The organism is Streptomyces diversicolor, assembly GCF_057537855.1.
The window spans coordinates 195,816-214,478 of sequence record NZ_BAAJXA010000008.1 but is presented as its reverse complement, the minus strand read 5'-3'; the positions used below and the strand labels follow the sequence as shown (position 1 = coordinate 214,478).

The following is an 18,663-nucleotide window of genomic DNA, read 5'->3' as shown; positions in this document are numbered from 1 at the left end:
CCCGCCCAAGACCCACACCCAGCCGACCGCCCCCGGCGGCTGGTGCTCTCGCTCGTGCCGGGAAGCGACCCCCTCGCGGAACTGACCCGCCGCATCCCCGAGCTGACCCCGCTCCTGCCGGCCGCGGCGCACCCCGCGCGGGCGCCCGAGGAGCCCGGTGACCCAAGGTTCGCCCAGGCGGTCGGCGAGGCCGTCGCCGCCTGGGCGGAGCGCGAGGCACCCGGCACCGCCCGCCCGGTGGTCGTCGTGGACCAGTTCGAGGAGGCGTTCACCCTCTGCGCCCACGAGACGGACCGGCGCGCCTTCATCCGCGTCCTGCACGCCGCCTGCACCCCCGCCGGACCGGACGCCCCGGCCCCCGTACTCGTCGTCCTCGGCATACGCGCCGACTTCTACGAGCAGTGCCTCGGCTATCCCGAACTGGCCGACGCGCTCCAGCACCGGCACATGGTGCTCGGCCCGCTGACCGCCACCGAGCTGCGCGAGGCCGTGACCGGCCCGGCCAAGGCGGTGGGCCTGGAACTCGAACCGGGCCTCGCCGAGCTGATCCTCCGCGAGGTCAGCGCGGACGGCCCCCGCGGCGCGCACGACGCGGGCGTCCTCCCGCTCCTCTCCCACGCGCTGCTCGCCACCTGGCAGCGGCGCAAGGCGGGCAGGCTCACGCTGGCCGGCTACCGCGCGGCGGGCGGCATCCAGGGCGCGGTGGCGGCGACCGCCGAGCGCGCCTGGTCCGGCCTCGACCCGGAGGCGCGTACGGCGGCCCGGCTGCTGCTGCTCAGGCTGGTCCGGCTGGGCGAGGACACCCAGGCCACCCGCAGGCGGGGCACGCGGCGCCAGCTGGCCGAGGAGTCGACGGACCCGGACGGTACGGAGGAATCGCTCGAAGCGCTCGTCCGCGCCCGGCTGGTGACGCTCGACGCGGACACCGTCGAGATCACCCATGAGGCGCTGCTGCACGCCTGGCCGCGGCTGCGTGACTGGATCGACGAGGACCGGCAGGGCAATCTGCTGCGCCAGCGCCTGGAGGAGGACGGCCGGGCCTGGGAGGGCTCGAACCGCGACGCGTCGCTGCTCTACCGGGGTTCCCGGCTGGAGCAGGCCCGCGCCTGGGCGGCGTCCGCCGGTGACACCTCCCTGACCCGGAGCGCGGCGGAGTTCCTGGCCGCCTCGGTCAGGCTGCGCAAGCGCACGGTGCGGATCAGCAGGGGCGCGGTGTCGGCCCTGGTGGTCCTCGCGGTCCTGGCGGTCGGCTCGGCGGTGATCGCCTGGCAGCAGCGCAACGACGCGGTGTTCGAGCAGGTGGTCGCCGAGGCCGATCGCGTCCAGTACACGGATCCGTCGCTGTCCGCCCAGCTCGATCTCGTGGCGCACCGCCTCCGGCCGGGCGACGAGGGCGCCAACAACCGGCTGATCTCGATCGTGAACGCCCCGCTGGCCACGCCGCTGCTCGGCCACACCGGCGCCGTCTACCTCACCTCGTTCAGCCCGAAGGGCGATGTCCTGGCCACCGCCAGCTACGACCGGACCGTACGGCTGTGGGACGTGACGGACCGGACCCGCCCCAGGCCGCTCGGCAAGCCCCTCACCGGCCACTCCAGCTGGGTGAGCAGCGCCGTCTTCAGCCCGGACGGCCGCACGCTCGCCAGCGCCTCCGACGACGGCACCGTACGCCTGTGGAACGTCACCTCCCCGCGCCGCCCGCGGGCGCTCGGCACCCCGCTGAACGGGCACGACGGCACCGTCTACCTGGTCGCCTTCAGCCCGGACGGCCGGACCCTGGCCGCGGCCACCGACCGGCACGTCGTACGGCTGTGGGACGTACGCGACCCGGGCCGGCCGAAGCCGCTGGGCGCCCTGACGGGGCACACCCACGCCGTCCGTTCCGTGGCCTTCGGCCCCGGCGGACGGACGCTGGCCGCGGGCGCGGACGACGGCTCGATCAGGCTGTGGGACATGACCGATCCGCGCCGGCCGGCCCGGCTCGGCACGCCGCTGACGGGGCACACCACGACGGTGCACTCCGTGGCGTTCAGCCCGGACGGGCGCACCCTCGCCAGCGGCAGCGCGGACGACACCGTACGCCTTTGGGACGTGGCCGATCCGCGCCGCGCGGCGCCGCTCGGCACCCCGCTCACCGGGCACACCGGCCCCGTGTGGTCGGTGGCCTTCAGCCCGGACGGCACCGTGCTCGCCGCGGCCAGCGCGGACAGCACCGCAACCCTGTGGAACGTCAGTGACCCGGCCTATCCGTCCCAGGTCGGCGAGCCCCTGTCCGGCGGCAGCGGCGAGATGTACGCGCTGGGGTTCAGCCCCGACGGGCGGACCCTCGCCACCGGCAGCGGCGACAGCAAGGTCCGGCTGTGGGCGCTGCCGACCTCGGACATGATCGGCCGCATCGGCGCGTTCCGGCGGGACGGGCATGTGCTGGCCACGGCCGCACGCGACGGAAAGGTCCGGCTGTGGAACATCGCCGACCCGGGCCGGCCCACGCTGCTGTCCGAGCCCTTCATGCCGGGCGACGGCGACGTGCGCACCCTGGCGTTCTCCTCCGACGGCCGTGTCCTCGCGGTGCGGATGGGAAACCGCTCGCTACAGCTGTGGAACGTCTCCGACCCCTACCGGCCCGTCCCCTACGGCGCGCCGCTCACCCTGCGGACCCGCTTCACCGGCCCCAACGCCCTGGGCTTCACGCCGGACGGACGCACCTTGGCCACGGCCTACGACGACCGCACCATCCGCCTGTGGGACGTCAGCGACCCGGCCGACCCGGTGCCGCTCGGCAAGCCCCTCACCGGCCACAAGGGCTACGTCAACTCCCTCGTGTTCGCCCCCGACGGCCGCACCCTGGCCAGCGGCAGCGCGGACGGCACCGTACGGCTGTGGAACGTGGCCGACCCGCGTCGCGCCGCGCCCGTCGGCGGCCCCCTGGCGGGGCACCTCGGCCCGGTCAACACGCTCGCCTACAGCCCCGACGGCCGGACCCTGGCCAGCGGCAGCGACGACGACACGGTACGGCTGTGGGACATCGGCGACCCCGGCGGGCCCACCGCGCTGGACACGCCGCTCACCGGCCACACCGAGGCGGTCGTCTCGCTGACGTTCAGCCAGAACGGCGACACCCTGGCCAGCGGCGGCAACGACAACACCGTACGGCTGTGGGACGTCGCGCACCCGTCCCAGGCGTCCCCGATCGGCCAGTCGCTGAGCCCGAACGCCAAGACCGGCAACTTCCTCGCGTTCAGCCCCAACAGCCGCATGCTGGGAGTGTCGAGCGGCGCCGACACCGTACGGCTGTGGAACCTGGACGTCGACCGGGCCATCCGCCACATCTGCGCGACGACCCGGGGGGTGCTGACCCGGGAGAAGTGGCACGAGTACCTGCCGCGGCTCTCGTACGACCCCCCGTGCGACCGCTGACGACCCCACAGGGGCGCGTGATACAGATCACAGCTCCCGCCCGCTGTCCAACAGTTGGCTCCCGCGGACCGACCACCCTTGTTACCCTTGGCCATAGCTCGACCGCTGACGCATCCCCCGTCGCCAGCGGTCGAGCCCTCCCGAACCCCCACCGCCCAAAGCCGCCCAGCGTGACGGCACCGCAAGGACGCCCCCTCGGCGAGCGGGGCCGGCAAAGGGTCCGGTCGGCAGCGGAGTCCTCCCGGGGCCCGCTGGGCGGGTCATGCTTCTTCCAGGGCCTGGCCGAATTCGCGCAGCACTTTGCCATGGCGGCTGCGGGCCAGTTCATGCCCGACCCCTATGGCGAGCGCGACCGGCCACTCGATGAGTTCGAGCGCCGTGAGGAAGCCGAGCCCCGCGAGGAAAGCGAGCTGGTCCTTGGGCGGCAGTTCGACCCGCAGGTCGCCCACGCGGACGGACACCGAATTGTCCGAGACGACGTGCTCGGCTGCGGCGCGCGCCCCATGGGACCTCTTGATCGGAACCGGCGCGCCGGCCCGCGCGGCGCCGGGATCTGTCCTGCTTGCTTGCGCGGTCATGTCTCGTTCCGTTTCATCGGCCGGTGCCGGGCATCCGCTCGATGTCCCTCTTCGCCCCTCTTCCACGCTAGCCCCATACGCCCCGCTGCCCCACTCCGGGAATTCACCCAACACAAAGACCCCCAACCATGATCGGTTGAGGGTCTTCTCACTGGTGGGGCTAACAGGATTTGAACCTGTGGCCTCATCCTTATCAGGGATGCGCTCTAACCAACTGAGCTATAGCCCCGCCGCGCTCTGCGGTGTGTGTCCCGCGCGCTGACTCCTGAAGATTAGCGCACGACCGGGGCAGTCCCAAAATCGGTTGTCGCAGGCCGCACGGCAGAGGTTTGGCAGGCGTCACGGCGCGGTAGGCCACCCGCCCTACTCGTCCTCCGCCAGCGTCAGCTCCACACCCCCGACGAAGCCGGCGGAGAGGTTGTAGATGAACGCGCCGAGCGTGGCCAGCGCCGTCGCGAGGACGACGTCGATGACCGCGATGATCGTCGTGAACATCAGCACATGCGGAAGCGACAGGAAGGCTTGCAGGTCAAAGCCGTTCGCCTCGTTCGATCCCGTCGCCTCCGAGATGGTGCCGCCGACGGTCGAGAAGACGCCCATCGCGTCCAGGACCATCCACAGCACCGCGGACGCGACGATCGTGCAGATGCCGAGTGCGATGGAGAGCAGAAAGCTGACCTTCATCACCGACCACGGGTCGGCCTTGGCCACGCGCAGCCGCGCCTTGCGGGTGCGGGGCGTGGTGCGCGCGCCGGTGCGCGGCCGGCGCACGGCTCCGGCTCCCGACCCGGACGCGGTCTGCGCCGGGTAGGCCTGCGGCGGGTGGTAGGGCCCGGCGGGCTGCTGCTGCCGTCGCTCGCCCGGCAGCGGCGAGGCACCGTGCGCCTCCCCTGCCGGGGGCTGGGCCGACTGCTGGGCGCCGGGAGCGGCCGGGCCCGCTCCAGCGCCGTAGTGCTGGGTCTGCGGGCCTCGGGTGTCCGTCACAGTTCCCCCCTGGGATCCATGAGAGTCGGGCGAGTGCGGGTCGGTCGCGGGCGACTTGACCGGCTTCAGATTGGTCGTGTGCGGATCCGTCGCGTTCGCGCCGCCCGCGGCGGAGCCACGGCCGCCGTCGCCCGTCCCCTTACCGGAATCGTTGCCGGTCGGGGTACCGACCGAACCGGCGCCCGTGGCTCCGCTCACGATGACACACTCCTCGTGCTACTCGGCCGAGGGCGCCTCACCCTCGTCCGTGCCGGCGGTCGCGGCGTCCTCGGCGATCTCGTCCACGGCCACGTCACCGTCGACTTCCTCCGCCTCGCGCCCCGCCTCGGCGTTACGTGCGATACCGACGACGGCATCGCGCTTGCCCAGGTTGATCAGTTGGACGCCCATGGTGTCACGGCCCGTCTCCCTGACCTCGCTGACTCGCGTACGAATCACACCGCCGGACAGGGTGATGGCGAGGATCTCGTCACTCTCCTCGACGATCAGCGCGCCGACGAGCGAGCCGCGGTCCTCCACGATCTTGGCGGCCTTGATGCCGAGGCCACCGCGGCCCTGGACGCGGTACTCGTCGACGGCGGTCCGCTTCGCGTACCCACCGTCCGTGGCAGTGAACACGAACGTACCGGGTCGAACAACATTCATCGACAGAAGCTCGTCGCCCTCGCGGAAGCTCATGCCCTTGACGCCCGAGGTGGCCCGGCCCATCGGCCGCAGGGTGTCGTCCGAGGCGGTGAACCTGATCGATTGCGCCTTCTTGCTGATCAGAAGCAGATCGTCGTCCGACGACACCAGCTCGGCCCCGATCAGTTCGTCGTCGGACCCGTCCTCCCGCTCCCGCAGGTTGATCGCGATGACACCGCCGGAGCGGGGCGAATCGTAATCCTTCAGAGGCGTCTTCTTGACCAGACCCGCCTTGGTGGCGAGGACCAGATACGGCGCCGCCTCGTAGTCGCGGATCGCCAGGATCTCGGCGATCGACTCGTCCGGCTGGAACGCCAGCAGGTTCGCGACATGCTGCCCGCGCGCGTCCCGGCCGGCGTCCGGCAGTTCGTACGCCTTGGCCCGGTACACCCGGCCCTTGTTGGTGAAGAACAGCAGCCAGTGGTGCGTGGTGGAGACGAAGAAGTGGTCGACGATGTCGTCTTCCTTCAGCTTCGTGCCGCGCACGCCCTTGCCGCCGCGCTTCTGCGCCCGGTAGTCGTCCGTCTTCGTGCGCTTGACATAGCCGCCGCGCGAGACGGTGACGACGATGTCCTCCTCGGCGATCAGGTCCTCGATGGACATGTCGCCGTCGTAGGGCACCAGCATGGTCTTGCGGTCGTCGCCGTACTTCTCGACGATCGCCGCCAGTTCCTCGCTGACGATGCCGCGCTGGCGGACCGGCGAGGCAAGGATCTCGTTGTACTCGTTGATCTTCGCCTGGAGTTCGTCGTGCTCCTGGACGATCTTCTGGCGCTCCAGGGCGGCCAGTCGGCGCAGCTGCATCTCAAGGATGGCGTTCGCCTGGATCTCGTCGATCTCCAGGAGATCCATCAGGCCGCTGCGGGCCACCTCGACGGTCGCACTGCGCCGGATCAGCGCGATGACCTCGTCGATGGCGTCCAGGGCCTTCAGCAGGCCACGCAGGATGTGCGCCCGCTCCTCCGCCTTGCGCAGCCGGAAGCGGGTACGGCGGACGACGACCTCGATCTGGTGCGTCACCCAGTGCCGGATGAACGCGTCCAGGGACAGGGTCCGCGGCACGCCGTCGACCAGCGCCAGCATGTTGGCGCCGAAGTTCGTCTGCAGGTCGGTGTGCTTGTACAGGTTGTTCAGGACGACCTTGGCGACCGCGTCCCGCTTGAGGACGATCACCAGGCGCTGGCCGGTGCGCGAGGACGTCTCGTCACGCACGTCCGCGATGCCGCCGACCTTGCCGTCCTTCACCAGGTCGGCGATCTTCTGCGCCAGGTTGTCCGGGTTGACCTGGTACGGCAGCTCGGTGACCACCAGGCACTGGCGGTTCTGGATCTCCTCGACCTCGACGACCGCGCGCATGGTGATCGAGCCGCGCCCGGTGCGGTACGCCTCCTCGATGCCCTTGCGGCCCACCACCAGGGCGCCGGTCGGGAAGTCCGGGCCCTTGATGCGCTCGATGAGCGCGTCGAGCAGTTCCTCGTGCGAGGCGTCCGGGTTCTCCAGGCACCACTGGGCGCCGGCCGCGACCTCGCGCAGGTTGTGCGGCGGGATGTTGGTCGCCATGCCGACCGCGATGCCCGCCGAGCCGTTGATCAGCAGGTTCGGGAAGCGCGAGGGCAGGACGGTGGGCTCCTGGGAGCGGCCGTCGTAGTTGTCCGTGAAGTCGACGGTCTCCTCGTCGATGTCGCGGACCATCTCCATCGACAGCGGCGCCATCTTGCACTCGGTGTAGCGCATGGCGGCCGCCGGGTCGTTGCCCGGGGAGCCGAAGTTGCCGTTGGAGTCGACGAGCGGCATGCGCATCGCCCACGGCTGGGCCAGGCGGACCAGCGCGTCGTAGATCGAACTGTCGCCGTGGGGGTGGTAGTTGCCCATGACGTCGCCGACGACGCGGGCGCACTTGTAGAAGCCGCGTTCGGGCCGGTAGCCGCCGTCGTACATGGCGTACAGGACGCGGCGGTGGACGGGCTTGAGACCGTCGCGGACGTCGGGCAGCGCGCGGGACACGATGACGGACATCGCGTAGTCCAGGTACGAGCGCTGCATCTCCGTCTCAAGCCCGACGGGCTCGATGCGCATGGTGGTGTCGCCGCCCTCGGCCTCGGGCGTGACTGGGGTGTTCTCGTCGGCCATTGCTGGTGAAGATCCTTCCCGGTGCGGTCAGCTGAGACCGACTCAGATGTCGAGGAAGCGGACGTCCTTGGCGTTGCGCTGGATGAACTGGCGGCGGGCCTCGACGTCCTCGCCCATCAGGACCGAGAACAGGTCGTCGGCCTGGGCGGCGTCGTCGAGGGTGACCTTGCCGAGGACCCGGTGGTCGATGTCCATCGTCGTCACGCGCAGTTCCTCGGCGTTCATCTCGCCGAGGCCCTTGAAGCGCTGGATCGAGTCCTCCTTGATGCGCTTGCCGCGCTGGCGGCCCAGCTCGATGAGGGCGTCGCGCTCGCGGTCGGAGTACGCGTACTCGGCGTCCTCACGGCCCCACTTGATCTTGTAGAGCGGGGGCCGGGAGAGATACACATGGCCGCGCTCCACGAGGTCCCGCATGAAGCGGAAGAGGAAGGTCAGCAGCAGGGTGTTGATGTGCTGGCCGTCGACGTCGGCGTCCGCCATCAGGATGATCTTGTGATAGCGGAGCTTGTCGATGTCGAAGTCCTCGTGCACGCCCGTGCCGAAGGCGGAGATCAGCGCCTGGATCTCCTGGTTCTGAAGGATCTTGTCGATCCTGGCCTTCTCGACGTTGAGGATCTTGCCGCGGATCGGAAGGATCGCCTGGTACTGCGGGTTGCGGCCGGACTTGGCCGAACCGCCGGCGGAGTCGCCCTCGACGATGAAGATCTCGCACTTGGCCGGGTCGTTCGACTGGCAGTCCGCCAGTTTACCCGGCAGGGACGCGGTCTCCAGCAGGCCCTTGCGGCGGGTCAGGTCGCGGGCCTTGCGGGCCGCCACGCGCGCGGTGGCCGCCTGGATGCCCTTGCGGATGATGTCCGAGGCTTCGTTGGGGTTGCGGTCCAGCCAGTCGTTGAGGTGTTCGTAGACGGCCTTCTGCACGAAGGTCTTGGCCTCCGTGTTGCCCAGCTTGGTCTTCGTCTGTCCCTCGAACTGCGGCTCGCTCAGCTTGACCGAGATGATCGCGGTCAGGCCCTCGCGGATGTCGTCGCCCGTGAGGTTGTCGTCCTTCTCGCGCAGCAGCTTCTTGTCGCGCGCGTACTTGTTGATCAGCGAGGTCAGGGCCGCCCGGAAGCCCTCCTCGTGGGTGCCGCCCTCATGGGTGTGGATGATGTTGGCGAAGGAGTACACGCCCTCGCTGTAGCCGCTGTTCCACTGCATCGCGACCTCAAGGGACAGGCTCTTGTCCTTGTCCTCGGCCTCCAGGTCGATGACGGTGGGGTGCACCACGTCTCCCTTGCGGGAGTTGAGGTACTTCACGAAGTCGACGATGCCGCCCTCGTAGTGGTACGTGACCGACTTGACCTCGTCCTTCTCGTCGGCGCCCGCCTCGTCGGCGCCCGAGGTGGCCTTCGCCGACTCGCGCTCGTCGGTGAGCCGGATGGTCAGGCCCTTGTTGAGGAACGCCATCTCCTGGAAGCGCCGCGAGAGCGTCTCGAAGGAGTAGTCGGTGGTCTCGAAGATGTCCGGGTCGGCCCAGAAGGTGACCGAGGTGCCGGTCTCGTCGGTCTGCTCGTGCTCGGCGAGCGGGGCCGTCGGCACGCCCATCTTGTAGTCCTGCGTCCACCGCCGGCCGTCGGTCCTGACCTCGACCGACACCTTGCTCGACAGGGCGTTGACGACGGAGACGCCGACGCCGTGCAGACCGCCGGAGACCGCGTAGCCGCCGCCGCCGAACTTGCCGCCCGCGTGCAGCACGGTCAGCACGACCTCGACGGCCGGCTTGCCCTCGGAGGGGACGATGCCGACCGGGATGCCACGGCCGTTGTCGACGACGCGGACGCCGCCGTCGGCCAGGATCGTCACGTCGATCGTGTCCGCGTGCCCGGCCAGCGCCTCGTCGACCGAGTTGTCGACGACCTCGTACACCAGGTGGTGCAGACCGCGCTCGCCGGTCGAGCCGATGTACATACCGGGTCGCTTGCGAACCGCGTCCAGACCCTCAAGCACGGTGATCGCGCTGGCGTCGTACGAGGCGGTGACCTCGCCGTTCGCGCCGGCGTCGGTGGACGGGATGTTCTCGTTGGGGTTGCCGGAATCGGCCACGAAGCGCCCTTTCTGGCACAGCACGAGCCAGGCTCCTGGGGGTGCCCCCTCCGGGGGAGGGTTGCCGGAGCGGCTGCGGCATGTTGCGTTGGTAAGCCTTGATTCAGCGTTGCTCAGCTTTTTCCCGGACGGTCCCCACGTTCGGGGGCGGGATCGGCTCCAGTCTACCGGTAGCGCCGACAGTGATGGGGGTTTGCCGGTACCTGAGTCCCCATGTGCCGCCCTCAACCGGTCTCGGCCGGGTCCCGATATACGGAAGGGGGCTCCAAGAGGCTCACAGCGCCACTCAGCGCTTCCGGCTGTCAACCCCTGGCTACTCCAGGGTCAGCTCGCCACACACGTCCGCGCGCGATACCCCGTCGGACCTCCTCACGGGAGCCCGACACAGGCTCCCCACCAGCAAAGATGTGAGGTCGGTCACCTGATCGGCCCGCCCGTCGCGGCCCCGCCCGACGGGCCTGTGAGCGTCCCCCTCGGTGAGGAGCCGGTCACCCATAGGTGTCGCCGGGGCCCGTGCTGCCCGGGGCGCGCAGGGGGCCGTAGCGACGGGCGGTGCCGCCCGGACCGTGCACCTTGATCAGCTTCACGGTGCCGTGCCCCAGGTCTTCGTTGAGGCGGGCGACCAGCGTCGGCGCGAGCAGCCGCAGCTGCGTCGCCCACGCCGTGGAGTCGCACTGCACGGACAGGACGCGCTCGTCCTCGTCGTAGCGCTGCGGCACGCAGTGCTTGGCGAGGTCGTCGCCGACGATCTGCGGCCAGCGGCCCATGACCCCGCCCACCGCGGCGGGCGCCTCCCAGCCGCGCTCGGTGATCAACCGCTTGATGGCGGCGCCCAGCGCCATCGGGTCGCGGCCGTCGGCGCGCGCGCCGGAGCGCAGCCCCCCGCGCCGCGCCTGCTTCTTCTGCCGCGCCGCGTCCCCACGCGCGCGTGCCGCCTCCTTCGCCGCGCGCAGCGCCACGCGCGCGAGGTCGACGCCCGAGGGCTCGGGGGACCGCTGGGGCCGCGCCGGGGCCGGCTCGTCGGTGCTCATACGCGCTCCACCCTCCCGTCGGACACCGCGTACCGGGCCCCGGACAGGACGTCCGGTACGTCGTCGTCGACCGCGGCGGTCACCAGGACCTGCTCGCCGGGCGCGACCAGTTCGGCCAGCCGCTCCCGCCGCCGGGCGTCCAGCTCGGCGAAGACGTCGTCCAGGACCAGCACCGGTTCGTTGCCCTCCGAGCGGAGCAGGTCGTACGAGGCCAGACGCAGCGCCAGCGCACAGGACCAGGACTCGCCGTGCGAGGCGTAGCCCTTGGCGGGCAGCCGGCCGAGTTTGAGGATCACGTCGTCCCGGTGCGGCCCGACGAGGGTCACGCCCCGCTCGATCTCCTGCTTGCGCGCCTCGGCGAGCGCGGCCGTCAACTGCCCGTACAGCTCCTCGCGCGTGTGGGCCTCGCCGGGCGCGGACGGCTTGTACTCCAGGGCCACGGGACCGCCCCCGGGGGCCAGTTGCTCGTACGCCTTGTCGGCCAGCGGCTCGATCGCGGCGATCAGGTCGAGGCGCTGGGCGAGCAGTTCGGCGCCCGCGCGCGCGAGGTGCTGGTCCCAGACGTCGAGCGTGGACAGGTCCGCCCCCAGGCTCGAATTCGCTCGCCCGGGAGGTGCCCCCACCCGGCCGCCGTGCCTGCGGGCCAGCGCGGCCGATTTCAACAGGGTGTTGCGCTGCTTGAGGACCCGCTCGTAGTCGGAGCGCACGCCGGCCATGCGCGGCGCGCGGGCGGTGATCAGCTCGTCCAGGAAGCGGCGCCGCTCCCCGGGGTCGCCCTTGACCAGCGCCAGGTCCTCGGGCGCGAACAGCACGGTCCGTACGATGCCCAGCACGTCCCGGGGCCGGACCTGCGCGGACCGGTTGACGCGGGCGCGGTTGGCCTTGCCGGGGTTCAGCTCCAGCTCGACCAGTTGCTGCCGCTCGCCCTGTCTGACCTGGGCCCGGATGATCGCGCGCTCGGCCCCCACGCGGACCAGGGGGGCGTCCGAGGCGACGCGGTGGCTGCCGAGGGTGGCGAGATAGCCGATCGCCTCGACGAGGTTCGTCTTGCCCTGCCCGTTGGGGCCGACGAAGGCGGTGACGCCCGGGTCCAGCGGGACCTCGACCCGGGCGTACGAGCGGAAGTCGGCCAGCGAGAGATGCGTGACGTGCATGGTCGTTCGCCGACCTCCCCCAATGTTGTGGACCGAAGGACGGCCCTGTGGATCACTTCTTCTCGACCGCGTGGCCGCCGAACTGGTTCCGCAGCGCCGCGATCATCTTCATCTGCGGCGAGTCGTCCTGCCGCGAGGCGAACCGGGCGAACAGCGACGCGGTGATCGCGGGCAGCGGCACCGCGTGGTCTATGGCGGCTTCCACGGTCCACCGGCCCTCGCCGGAGTCCTGTGCATAACCCTTGAGCCCGGCCAGGTGCTCGTCCTCGTCGAGGGCGTTCACCGCGAGGTCCAGGAGCCAGGAACGGATGACCGTCCCCTGCTGCCAGGAGCGGAAGACCTCACGCACGTCCGTGACGGAGTCGACCTTCTCAAGAAGCTCCCAGCCCTCCGCGTACGCCTGCATCATCGCGTATTCGATGCCGTTGTGGACCATCTTCGCGAAGTGGCCCGCGCCGACCCGGCCGGCGTGCACCGAACCGAAGTCGCCCTCCGGCTTGAGCGCGTCGAAGACCGGCTGCGCCCTGGCGACATGCTCCGGGTCGCCGCCGTACATCAGCGCATAGCCGTTCTCCAGGCCCCAGACGCCGCCGGAGACACCGCAGTCGACGAAGCCTATGCCCTTGGCGGCCAGTTCCTCGGCGTGCTTCTCGTCGTCCGTCCAGCGGGAGTTGCCGCCGTCCACGACGACGTCACCGGGCTCCAGCAGACCGGCCAGCTCGTCGATGGTGGACTGGGTGGGCTCGCCGGCCGGGACCATCACCCAGACCACCCGCGGGCCGGAGAGTTTGCCCACAAGTTCTTCCAGGCTGTGGACATCCGCGAGGTCCGCGTTGCGGTCGTATCCGATGACGGTGTGGCCCGCGCGGCGGATCCGCTCGCGCATGTTGCCGCCCATCTTGCCGAGGCCGACGAGACCGAGCTCCATCAGTTGCTGTCCTTCGGTTGCTGTGTGACGTAAGGGGCACGTGCGTACCCGCGTCCGAGCCTAAACCCGGGCCGTCATGCACAGCTGTGGGCCTACGCGCTCATGCGTACGCCCCTCACCTGGGGCTTTGCCGGTACGGACGGTCAGCCGCTGAGGCGCACCGGCATGATCAGGTACTTGTAGGCATCGTCCGCCTCGGCGTCCACCGCGGGCCTGCCGCTGAGCAGCGCGGGCTTCGTGGACGTCGTGAACGACAGCTGCGCCACCGGCGAGTCGATGGCGCTCAGACCGTCGAGCAGGAACGTCGGGTTGAAGGCGATGGAGATGTCGTCGCCCTCCAGTTGCGCGTCGACCCTTTCCACAGCCTGTGCGTCGTCGCTGGAGCCGGCCTCCAGGATGAGCACGCCCTGCTCGAAGCTGAGCCGCACCGGGGTGTTGCGCTCGGCGACCAGGGCGACGCGCTTGACGGCCTCCACGAAGGGGGCGGTCTCGATCACGGCGACCGAGTTGAACTCCGTCGGGAACAGCGTGCGGTACTTCGGGAGGTCGCCCTCCAGCAGGCGGGTGGTCGTCCGCCGGCCCGCGCCCTCGAAACCGATCAGGCCCTCGCCGGAACCGGAGCCGGACAGGGCGAGCGTCACGCTGTCGCCGCTGGTCAGCGCCTTCGCGGTGTCCAGGAGGGTCTTGGCGGGCACCAGGGCGACCGCGGAGGCGTCCGGGTTCTCGGGCTTCCACAGGAACTCGCGGACCGCGAAGCGGTAGCGGTCGGTGGAGGCCAGCGTGACGGTGTCGCCCTCGATCTCGATGCGCACACCGGTCAGGACGGGCAGCGTGTCGTCGCGTCCGGCCGCGATGGCGACCTGTGCGGCGGCGGAGGCGAAGACCTCGCCGGGGACCGTGCCCGTGGCGTTCGGCATCTGCGGCAGGGCCGGGTACTCCTCCACAGGCAGGGTGTGGAGGGTGAACCGGGAGGAGCCGCAGACCACCGTCGCCCGTACACCGTCTGTGGAAATCTCCACCGGGCGGTTGGGCAGGGCGCGGCAGATGTCGGCGAGCAGGCGGCCGGAGACGAGGACCGTGCCCTCCTCCTCGACCTCCGTCTCGACGCTCACGCGCGCGGAGACCTCGTAGTCGAAGCTGGACAGGCTCAGCTGGCCGTCCTCGGCCTTCAGGAGGAGGCCGGCGAGGACAGGCGCCGGCGGACGGGCCGGGAGGCTGCGTGCCGCCCAGGCCACTGCCTCCGCGAGTACGTCGCGTTCCACCCGGATCTTCACCGTAAGCCGCCTCCTGCTGTTGCTACTGAGTCCTACGACCCGGTGTCACTGCCCCATGGGTGGGGAAGAACACCGACGACCAGTCTGACGCACCGCACTGACAGTAGGTGCCCGTCGGGGTCAAGTCGTGCCGGGGGGCGGTCGGGCACGAGAGGCCGAGTTGTGCACAGGCCCCGCTTCGAAACGGATTCCGCTCTCTCTCTGGTTGGGAGTAGTAGTAGGGCCTGTGGATACCGTGGATAACCACGTTTGCCCTGCTCAGCGCGGAAATTTTGTCCACGGGCCCTGTGGGCGGAGGCGGTGGACAACCAGGGGTCTCTGTGGAGAACAAGAAGTTCTGCACACCCCACCCACAGCCTGAGGCCACTTCTCCCCAGCTGCGTCCCCAGGTTTACCCAGGTTTCCCACACCCCAATCCGGCACCTTGGTGTGACGCCTTTCACTCGACGCGGTGATCGGGTGCGTCGTGTTGCCGAACAGTGGACAGGGATGTGGAGAAGCCCGGGATCGCTGGGGACAACCGGCCCCAGCCTGTGGGCCGACGGTGGACAACTCCGTGCACAGCCTGTGGATCTCGGCTTTGTCCACAGTCTGTGGAGATCTTTTGTCCACTAATCCACAGCCGGGTGACCTGCCTCGATGCTCCTTCACCGGGCCGGGCTGTGGATACGTTCTGGACAACTCGGCTCTCCCCAGGATGTGGATGGAAGAAAGTCACCGAATCTGTGGAGAGCGGCCGTAACCCGGCGGGTAATCGAACACGCGGTGACCGGCGGGCATCGGCTGCCCGACTCCGCCCACTGCCGAGCCGGACCTGTGGACGGCCACCGTCGCCGCCCGGTGCCACGGCCGACCTCCTGCACCGGCCCGCCGCCGACCCCCCCCACCGCCAACGCCGACCAGCGACCGGGCCGCCTCGTGCCGGGCGGCAACGGCAGGCAGATGCCGTGCGTCCAGCTCGCCCTCGCCGCTGATGGAGCGGGACATCGGCCCGTCGAACTCCTCGAAGCAGCGACGGTGTTCTGACGGCCTGCGGCCGTGGGCCGGCCGTGTCCCGAGCCCAGAGGCCCAGCCACGTCCCGGCCGCGTGCCAGTCGCGCCCTGGCCGCGGTCCGGTCGTGTGCCGGAGACATGGAAAGGCGCCCCCGGGGTCTGTCCCGAGGGCGCCGAGTGCCGCGCTGGGGCCCGTGTCAGCCGTTTTTGATGCGGTTGGTCAGCTCGGTGACCTGGTTGTAGATGGAGCGGCGCTCCGCCATCAGCGCGCGGATCTTGCGGTCGGCGTGCATCACCGTCGTGTGGTCGCGCCCGCCGAACTGGGCGCCGATCTTCGGCAGTGACAGATCGGTCAGCTCCCGGCACAGATACATGGCGATCTGCCGGGCGGTGACCAGGGCACGACCGCGCGAGGTGCCGCACAGATCCTCGACCGTGAGACCGAAGTAGTCGGCGGTCGCCGCCATGATGGCCGTCGCGGTGATCTCGGGGGCGGTGTCCTCCCCGCCGGGAATCAGATCCTTGAGGACGATCTCCGTCAGGCCCAGATCGACCGGCTGCCGGTTGAGCGAGGCGAACGCCGTCACCCGGATGAGAGCGCCCTCCAGCTCGCGGATGTTGCGGGAGATCCGGGAGGCGATGAACTCCAGCACCTCGGGCGGCGCGTTCAGCTGCTCCTGCACCGCCTTCTTGCGCAGGATCGCGATGCGGGTCTCCAGCTCCGGCGGCTGGACGTCGGTGATCAGACCCCACTCGAAGCGGTTGCGCAGCCGGTCCTCCAGGGTGACCAACTGCTTGGGCGGCCGGTCACTGGAGAGCACGATCTGCTTGTTCGCGTTGTGGAGCGTGTTGAAGGTGTGGAAGAACTCCTCCTGCGTCGACTCCTTGTCCGCGAGGAACTGGATGTCGTCCACAAGAAGGATGTCCATCTCGCGGTAGCGCTTGCGGAAGCTGTCGCCCTTGCCGTCGCGGATGGAGTTGATGAACTCGTTGGTGAACTCCTCGGAGCTGACGTACCGCACGCGCGTGCCCGGGTAGAGGCTGCGCGCGTAGTGCCCGATGGCATGCAGCAGATGCGTCTTGCCGAGCCCCGACTCCCCGTAGATGAAAAGGGGGTTGTACGCCTTCGCCGGCGCCTCGGCGACCGCGACCGCGGCCGCGTGCGCGAAGCGGTTGGACGCGCCGATGACGAACGTGTCGAAGAGGTACTTCGGGTTCAGCCGTGCCGTCGGCTCGCCCGGACCGGTCGCCGGCGCGGGCTGGGCGGCCAGCGGCCCGGGGGCACCCGTCGTCGGCAGGTTCGGGCCCACGGGACCGCCGCGGTGCACCTGGCCGGTGCCGGCCGACGGGTCCGGCAGCTCGCGCCGGGCCGGGTCCCGCTGGTCGTAGTCGGGGCGTGATCCTTCGTAACCGGAGCGCTGCCGCTCGTACGGCGGGCGCTCCATGCCCTGCGGGCGGTAGTCCTGCCCGGCGCCGTACGCGTCCTGCCCCGAGGCGTAGGAGTCCGGCGACGCATAGGCGTCACGCGCCGACGAACCGTAGGAGTCCTGCGGCGGCGACGCGTACGGGTCACGCTCCGGGAAGCCGAGCCGCGGCTGCTGCCAGCCGTACTCGTCCTGGCCGGACCGCGGCCAGGCGCCGGGCTCGGGCCGCTGGTACTCGGACGGATAGGCGGGACGGGGGGCGGGGAGCCGGTCCGGCCTGGTGGCGGTCTCGGTGCCCGGCAACTGTTCGGCCCGGTGCCGGCCGTACCCCTCGTACGGGGCCGACGGCAGTTCGGGCTCCTCGTAGCGGGACTTCGGCACCGTCGCCGCGGTCTCCTCGGCCGCGCGCCGAGGCGCGGGGGGCCCCGGCGGCTCGCCCGCGGACTCGTCGACGGTGATGGCGATGCGGATCGGGCGGCCGCACTCCCGGCTCAGGGTCTCGCTGACGATCGGCGCCAGCCGGCCCTCCAGCACGCCTTTGGCGAATTCGTTCGGCACGGCGAGCAGCGCGGTGTCCGCGACCAGGGCGAGCGGCTGGCACCGCCGGATCCAGTGCTCGTCCTTCGCCTCCACACCCTGGCCGCGGCCCTCCCCGAGGAGTTGCTCCAGTACGCGTGGCCACACTGCGGCAAGATCGGCAGGTACGTCAGCCACAGGGCACGCTCTCTCGCAGGTCCCACGAACGTGTGGTTGTGGGACGGGTCGGGATCTAAAAGGGGTGGTGCGGGGGACAAGGGAACGAATCGGAGTCCAGTCACGGTAGTCAGCGCGGCGGGTGCGGTTCAAGTTGTTGTCCCCAGCCTGTGGATAGTGTCTCTGCGTGACCCCGGGTTTGACCGGATGGCGTAGCCGCGCGTACCGTAACCAGGTCGAGTTGTCGATGGCTGCTGCCGCCTGCCTCCGATGGGCACAGGTCACGTCAGGTGACCGGTAAGCGGTGCACTCGGGCGTCACTGCGAGCTACTCGTGGGCGCACGGTGACAGCCAGGACGGCACCCCGCCACTACCGATTCTTTCTGGAGCCCCCGAGTGAGCAAGCGCACCTTCCAGCCGAACAACCGTCGTCGCGCGAAGACCCACGGCTTCCGGCTGCGTATGCGCACCCGTGCCGGCCGCGCGATTCTCGCGTCCCGCCGTAGCAAGGGTCGCGCCCGTCTGTCCGCCTGATCCCGGTCAGGTCATGACGTCGTGCTGCCCACCGAGAACCGGCTGAGGCGGCGCGAGGACTTCGCGACCGCGGTACGACGGGGGCGCCGGGCCGGACGCCCGCTCCTCGTCGTCCATCTTCGTAGCGGTGCCACGGACCCGCACGCGCCTGGGGAGAGCGCTCCCCCGACGCGTGCGGGTTTCGTCGTCAGCAAGGCCGTGGGCGGTGCCGTCGTGCGCAACAAAGTGAAGCGCAGACTTCGCCATCTGATGCGTGATCGAGTCGCCCTGTTCCCCCCCGGTAGCCTGGTAGTCGTACGAGCGCTACCCGGATCGGGTGACGCAGACCATGCACAGCTGGCCCGAGACCTGGATGCCGCCGTGGGGCGGCTGCTGGGAGGGGGCGCGCGATGAAGTACCCGCTACTGGCTCTGATCAAGCTCTACCAGTGGACCATCAGTCCGCTGCTCGGGCCGGTGTGCAAGTACTACCCGTCGTGTTCCCACTACGGCTACACGGCCATCGACCGGCACGGTGCGATCAAGGGCACGGCACTGACTGCCTGGCGCATCCTCCGGTGCAATCCGTGGTCGCTCGGCGGTGTGGACCATGTCCCGCCGCGCAAGCGCCCGCGGTGGCACGAAATGCTGCGCAGCGCCTGGCGCGCACGCAAGGGCGGGCCCTCCGCCGCCGAACCGGCCACCGAGGCGAAGCTCCCCTCCGGTCTTCCCTCAAGCCCGGCCGCAGAGACCTCGTCCCATGCCCAAGGAGCATGATT

Annotated in this window: 13 protein-coding genes, 1 tRNA gene and 1 pseudogene; 5 read left to right on the top strand and 10 right to left on the bottom strand. The window is 70.4% G+C overall.

All coding sequences use genetic code 11. The features are described 5' to 3' along the window. Positions 1 to 36 precede the first annotated feature (36 nt). Positions 37 to 3,417: pseudogene (locus AC27LF_RS12060) on the top strand (WD40 repeat domain-containing protein); the annotation flags it as partial. A 260-nt stretch (positions 3,418 to 3,677) separates the two neighbouring features. Here AC27LF_RS12060 and AC27LF_RS12055 read toward each other — a convergent pair. The 9 genes from AC27LF_RS12055 to dnaN form a co-directional block, all read right to left on the bottom strand. Next, positions 3,678 to 3,995, bottom strand: a complete 318-nt coding sequence (locus AC27LF_RS12055; RefSeq protein WP_479656939.1) for a hypothetical protein — start codon at positions 3,993 to 3,995, stop codon at positions 3,678 to 3,680. 152 nt (positions 3,996 to 4,147) lie between these two features. After that, positions 4,148 to 4,224: transfer RNA gene (locus AC27LF_RS12050), tRNA-Ile, on the bottom strand. Positions 4,225 to 4,358: 134 nt separating this feature from the next. After that, positions 4,359 to 5,177, bottom strand: a complete 819-nt coding sequence (locus AC27LF_RS12045) for a DUF3566 domain-containing protein (RefSeq protein WP_479656938.1) — start codon at positions 5,175 to 5,177, stop codon at positions 4,359 to 4,361. An 18-nt stretch (positions 5,178 to 5,195) separates the two neighbouring features. Further along, positions 5,196 to 7,793, bottom strand: a complete 2,598-nt coding sequence (gene gyrA, locus AC27LF_RS12040; RefSeq protein WP_479656937.1) for a DNA gyrase subunit A — start codon at positions 7,791 to 7,793, stop codon at positions 5,196 to 5,198. 42 nt (positions 7,794 to 7,835) lie between these two features. Beyond that, positions 7,836 to 9,899, bottom strand: coding sequence for a DNA topoisomerase (ATP-hydrolyzing) subunit B (gene gyrB / locus AC27LF_RS12035; RefSeq protein ID WP_479656936.1), 2,064 nt, complete (start codon positions 9,897 to 9,899; stop codon positions 7,836 to 7,838). 464 nt (positions 9,900 to 10,363) lie between these two features. Then, positions 10,364 to 10,906 (bottom strand): DciA family protein, encoded by a 543-nt coding sequence (locus tag AC27LF_RS12030; RefSeq protein WP_479656935.1) that lies wholly within the window; start codon positions 10,904 to 10,906, stop codon positions 10,364 to 10,366. After that, positions 10,903 to 12,060, bottom strand: coding sequence for a DNA replication/repair protein RecF (gene recF, locus AC27LF_RS12025; protein ID WP_479656934.1), 1,158 nt, complete (start codon positions 12,058 to 12,060; stop codon positions 10,903 to 10,905). The genes AC27LF_RS12030 and recF overlap by 4 nt, the downstream gene beginning before the upstream one ends. A 52-nt stretch (positions 12,061 to 12,112) precedes the next feature. Next, positions 12,113 to 12,988 carry a phosphogluconate dehydrogenase (NAD(+)-dependent, decarboxylating) gene (gnd, locus tag AC27LF_RS12020; protein WP_479656933.1) on the bottom strand — a complete coding sequence of 292 codons (876 nt, stop codon included), beginning with the start codon at positions 12,986 to 12,988 and terminating at the stop codon, positions 12,113 to 12,115. A 143-nt stretch (positions 12,989 to 13,131) separates the two neighbouring features. Next, positions 13,132 to 14,262, bottom strand: coding sequence for a DNA polymerase III subunit beta (gene dnaN / locus AC27LF_RS12015; RefSeq protein WP_479656932.1), 1,131 nt, complete (start codon positions 14,260 to 14,262; stop codon positions 13,132 to 13,134). An 840-nt stretch (positions 14,263 to 15,102) separates the two neighbouring features. Between dnaN and AC27LF_RS12010 the strand changes: the two genes are divergently transcribed. Beyond that, positions 15,103 to 15,288 carry a hypothetical protein gene (locus AC27LF_RS12010; RefSeq protein WP_479656931.1) on the top strand — a complete coding sequence of 62 codons (186 nt, stop codon included), beginning with the start codon at positions 15,103 to 15,105 and terminating at the stop codon, positions 15,286 to 15,288. Positions 15,289 to 15,452: 164 nt separating this feature from the next. Here AC27LF_RS12010 and dnaA read toward each other — a convergent pair whose 3' ends face one another. Then, positions 15,453 to 17,393 (bottom strand): chromosomal replication initiator protein DnaA, encoded by a 1,941-nt coding sequence (dnaA, locus tag AC27LF_RS12005; protein WP_479656930.1) that lies wholly within the window; start codon positions 17,391 to 17,393, stop codon positions 15,453 to 15,455. Positions 17,394 to 17,768: 375 nt separating this feature from the next. Here dnaA and rpmH point away from each other — a divergent pair, with 375 nt between their 5' ends. The 3 genes from rpmH to yidD are packed head-to-tail and all read left to right on the top strand — an operon-like array spanning position 17,769 to position 18,661. Further along, positions 17,769 to 17,906: a 50S ribosomal protein L34 gene (gene rpmH / locus AC27LF_RS12000; RefSeq protein ID WP_003956500.1), complete on the top strand. Its 138-nt coding sequence runs from the start codon at positions 17,769 to 17,771 to the stop codon at positions 17,904 to 17,906. 21 nt (positions 17,907 to 17,927) lie between these two features. After that, positions 17,928 to 18,299 carry a ribonuclease P protein component gene (gene rnpA, locus AC27LF_RS11995; protein ID WP_479656929.1) on the top strand — a complete coding sequence of 124 codons (372 nt, stop codon included), beginning with the start codon at positions 17,928 to 17,930 and terminating at the stop codon, positions 18,297 to 18,299. Beyond that, positions 18,296 to 18,661, top strand: coding sequence for a membrane protein insertion efficiency factor YidD (gene yidD, locus AC27LF_RS11990; RefSeq protein ID WP_388705432.1), 366 nt, complete (start codon positions 18,296 to 18,298; stop codon positions 18,659 to 18,661). The genes rnpA and yidD overlap by 4 nt, the downstream gene beginning before the upstream one ends. Positions 18,662 to 18,663: the final 2 nt, after the last annotated feature.